4 protein-coding genes and 1 pseudogene are annotated in these 3970 nt (G+C 63.2%); 1 reads left to right on the top strand and 4 read right to left on the bottom strand.

Features of this window, described 5'->3' with window-relative positions; genetic code table 11:
• The 4 genes and pseudogenes from AC1D1P_RS16690 to AC1D1P_RS16705 form a co-directional block, all read right to left on the bottom strand.
• Nucleotides 1–190, bottom strand: a pseudogene (locus AC1D1P_RS16690) (efflux RND transporter periplasmic adaptor subunit); the annotation flags it as partial.
• Nucleotides 187–888 (bottom strand): TetR/AcrR family transcriptional regulator, encoded by a 702-nt coding sequence (locus tag AC1D1P_RS16695; RefSeq protein ID WP_477673737.1) that lies wholly within the window; start codon nucleotides 886–888, stop codon nucleotides 187–189. The pseudogene AC1D1P_RS16690 and the gene AC1D1P_RS16695, both read right to left, overlap by 4 nt.
• A gap of 173 nt (nucleotides 889–1061) precedes the next feature.
• Entirely contained in the window at nucleotides 1062–1838 is a 777-nt protein-coding gene (locus AC1D1P_RS16700; RefSeq protein ID WP_477673738.1) for a YdcF family protein, read from the bottom strand.
• A 73-nt stretch (nucleotides 1839–1911) separates the two neighbouring features.
• Entirely contained in the window at nucleotides 1912–3108 is a 1197-nt protein-coding gene (locus tag AC1D1P_RS16705; RefSeq protein WP_477673739.1) for an acyl-CoA dehydrogenase, read from the bottom strand.
• Nucleotides 3109–3257: 149 nt separating this feature from the next.
• Between AC1D1P_RS16705 and AC1D1P_RS16710 the strand changes: the two genes are divergently transcribed.
• Nucleotides 3258–3970: LysR family transcriptional regulator (locus AC1D1P_RS16710; RefSeq protein ID WP_477673740.1), on the top strand; the 713-nt coding region annotated here is incomplete at its 3' end.

The raw sequence follows: 3970 nt of genomic DNA on the forward strand, positions 1-3970 counted from the left end.
GAACCACGTCGCGTGTCTGGGCCTTGACCACATCGGTGGCGGCCAGCTCGACCTGCCCCATGTCCTTGACAGCGGTGCTTGCGGCAAGCGCCTGTTGCTGGGCCTTGCGTGCGGACAGTGCACGCAGTACGCCGCCCGCGATGAGCAGCACGATAAGCCCGGCGACCGCCCACTTGACCCATCGTTTCATGTTGCGGCTTTCCTGTTGGCCTGTGCGGCGACGCCGGCTGGCGCGGAGATGCCGTTCAGGATGGTTTCCACCTGGAAGGCGATGTATTTTTGGGCATCCAGGTCCGCGTCGCTGCTGATGCAGATGCCGGCGGTGTGCCTGGACAGGATCAGGAAAATCATGGGAGCGACCACCAGGTAGACCGCATAGTCCAGGTCCATGGGGCGGAACTCGCCGCGGTCCATGCCGCGCTGCAGGATGCTGCGGATCAGCCCGTGGCCCGGCATGATGACTTCCTGCTGGTAGAAGGCCGCGATGTCGGGGAAGTTCTTGGCCTCGCTCATCATCAKCTTGGTCAGGCCCGACGCGCGCGTCAGGCCCACGCGCTCCCACCAGCTGTTCATGCAGTAAGCCAGCAATTCAGGGGTGGTGCCTTCAAAGGTGTCCAGCTCGGTGCGCCATTCCGTGAAGCGGCCCGAAATGTTTTCGCGCACCACGGCCTTGAACAGTTCTTCCTTGCTCTGGAAGTAAAGGAACAGTGTGCCTTTCGAGACCCCGGCGCGCGCCGCCACTTCTTCGGCGCGGGTGGCGGCAAAGCCTTTTTCCACGAACAGGTCTAGCGCCGCGTCCAGCAGTTCGCCGGGGCGTGCTTCCTTGCGGCGCTCGCGTTTGGCGGCGACCGCGGAGGTTTTGTCGCAAAATAATTTGGAAAGTGACATAGTTACTGACTGACTGGTTAGTAATATATCTGCTTACTTTCCGACCGTCAACCAAAACCGCCTAGGCTACACCGAGGCGGGGGAGCCGGTAGTGCCCTGAAAGGTAAACCCGCGGTAAAGCAGCCGGGTCTGCCGCGGGCCCAGGCGAAAGGGCCCCGCGAGAGGCCGGCTGTCTAAACGGGTGTGAACCGGCCAACCATCAGCGCCAGCCACTCACGCAGTACCTGCTGTGAAACCACCAGGCCAGAGGYGGAAGGCACCCATTCCATCAGGTCGTGCTGCGCCGGCTGCACCTGGCCCATGGGGGCGGGCGTCACCGTCAGGCCGGCACGCTCAAAAGCCCGGACAGCGCGCGGCATGTGCCAGGCGTCGGTGACCAGCGCGATGCGCTGCACACCGCTTTGCCGCAGCACAGGCGCCAGCAGGCGGGCATTGCCCCATGTATCGCGCGACTGGGCTTCGTTCCAGCGCAGTGTCATGCCATAGTCCTGCTGCACCGTGCGTGCGGCCACCACGGCTTCGGAATCGGTCTGTGCGCTGCTGGCCGCCCAGCCCATGCCGCCGGTAAAGGCCAGCGGCAAGCCCGACTGCCGGGCCAGCCAAACACCGTAGCGCAACCGCGCCGCCGTGTGCGCGCCCGGCTGGCTGCTGCCGTATTCAGCTGCTTCAGGCAGCACGCCGCCGCCCAGCACCACGATGGCCTGCACCTTTTGGGCCTTGAGGCTGGCCACCGGCATGGCGGCAAACTGCGGCAGCACGGTGCGCGCCAGCCATACGGCCGTGCCGTGGCAGCTGAGCAGCGCCAGCAGCAGTACTGAACAGGTTGCCAGCGCCAGCCCGGCCTTTTTATTTCGCCAGGCCAGCACGAGGYCCAGCAGGGCCAGCAACAGCAGCAAGGCCGGCGGGAGCGCCAGGCTGGTTAGCAAAGGCTTGAGCGCGCCGAATTCCATGCGTTGTATTGATTGCTATGAAAAATATAGCTGCTCGCGCTCGTCCTGATTGGTCCGGAGCCCTGAAAGGCCATCAATAAAAGGCTTGCAAGCCGGTCTGGGCACGGCCCAGGATCAGCGCATGCACGTCGTGCGTGCCTTCGTAGGTGTTAACCGTCTCGAGGTTGATCATGTGGCGGATCACATGGTATTCGTCATGGATGCCGTTGCCGCCGTGCATGTCGCGCGCCAGGCGGGCGATGTCCAGCGCCTTGCCGCAGCTGTTGCGTTTGATCAGCGAAATCATTTCCGGCACGGACTTGTCTTCGTCCATCAGCCGGCCCACGCGCAGGCAGCCTTGCAGGCCCAGCGTGATCTCGGTTTGCATGTCGGCCAGCTTCTTCTGGATGAGCTGGTTTTGTGCCAGCGGGCGGCCGAACTGCTGGCGGTCCATGGTGTACTGGCGGGCGCGGAACCAGCAGTCTTCAGCCGCACCGAGCGCACCCCAGGCGATGCCGTAGCGCGCCTTGTTCAGGCAGCCGAAGGGGCCCTTGAGGCCGCTCACGTTGGGCAGCAGGTTGGCTTCAGGCACAAACACGTCGTCCATCACGATCTCGCCGGTGATCGACGCGCGCAAGCTCATCTTGCCTTCGATCTTGGGGGCGCTGAGGCCCTTCATGCCCTTCTCAAGCACGAAGCCGCGAATGCTTTCCTGGCCGCCGACCTTGCCGTCGGGGTCTTCCAGCTTGGCCCAGACGATGAACACGTCGGCGATCGGGCTGTTGGTGATCCACATCTTGGCGCCCTTGACGATGAAGCCGCTGTCCACCGGCTTGGCGCGCGTCAGCATGCTGGCGGGGTCGGAGCCATGGTTGGGCTCGGTCAGGCCGAAGCAGCCCACCCATTCGCCGGTGGCCAGCTTGGGCAGGTATTTTTGCTTTTGCGCTTCGCTGCCGTAGGCGTTGATGGGGTGCATGACCAGCGAGCTTTGCACGCTGATGGCGCTGCGGTAGCCGCTGTCGACGCGTTCCACCTCACGCGCGACCAGGCCGTAACTCTCGTAATTGAGGCCGGCGCAGCCATAGCCTTCGATGGTGGAGCCCAGGAAACCCATGGCGCCGGCTTCATTCATGATCTCGCGGTCGAATTTTTCGTGGCGTGCGGCCATCAGCACGCGGGGCTGCAGTTTTTCCTGGCAGAAAGCGTGGGCGGCGTCGGCTATGGCGCGCTCGTCTTCGCTCAGCTGCTCCATAAAGAAAAACGGGTCTTGCCAGTTGAATTGGGTTTTCATGGGTTGTCTCCGAAAAAGGTGGCTTGGTTTGCAGTGTAGGGCGCGTGGCTGGGATGCCCGCGGGCAGCTCGATTGTTTGACAAGCATGAATAGTTGTCTAATATCAAATATCGATCCAACGATATAAAAAACATATTCATGGATGGCTTATGGAATTTCGTCACCTCCGCTATTTCCTTGTCCTGGCCGAAGAGCTGCATTTCGGCCGGGCGGCCCGGCGCCTGTCGATTTCCCAGCCGCCGCTGTCGCTGAACATCCAGCAGCTTGAAGCCTCGGTCGGCGCCAGGCTGCTCACGCGCAACAGCAAATCGGTGCAACTCACCGCCGCCGGGCAGGCCTTTGTGCCGGCGGCGCGCGCCTTGCTGGATCAGGCCGCGCAGGCGGCTGGCCATGCACGTGACGTGGGGCAGGGCATGGCCGGCAGTCTGGCCATCGGCTTTTCAGGAACCATGCTGTACAGCGGCCTGCCCAGGATCCTGGAGCGCTTCCAGGCCGAACACCCGTTGCTGCGCCTCACGCTGAAGGAACTCAACTCCAGCGAGCAGCTGATTGAGCTGGCGCATGACCGGCTGGACCTCGGCTTTGTGCACACCACACGCGTGCCGCCCGAGTTGTCGCAGGTGCTGGTGTCCAGCCAGGCCTTTGTCGGTTGCCTGCCCGCGGGGCACGCGCTGGCGCGAAAGCGTTCGATATCGCTGCAGCAGTTACAGGGCGAACCCTTTGCCGTGGTGTCGCGCACCGTCTCGCCCGACTACCACGAACGCATCCTGACGATCTGTACTGAAGCCGGTTTTTACCCGGAGATCCGCTACGAACTGCGGCATTGGCTCAGTGTGGTGTCGCTGGTGTCGCAGGGCATGGG

This window comes from Polaromonas sp. P1_E1_2, assembly GCF_056406035.1.

Bases quoted from the DNA above. Each gene is read 5' to 3' on its own strand.
- AC1D1P_RS16705 (WP_477673739.1), bottom strand. From the start codon at position 3,108: ATGAAAACCCAATTCAACTGGCAAGACCCGTTTTTCTTTATGGAGCAG.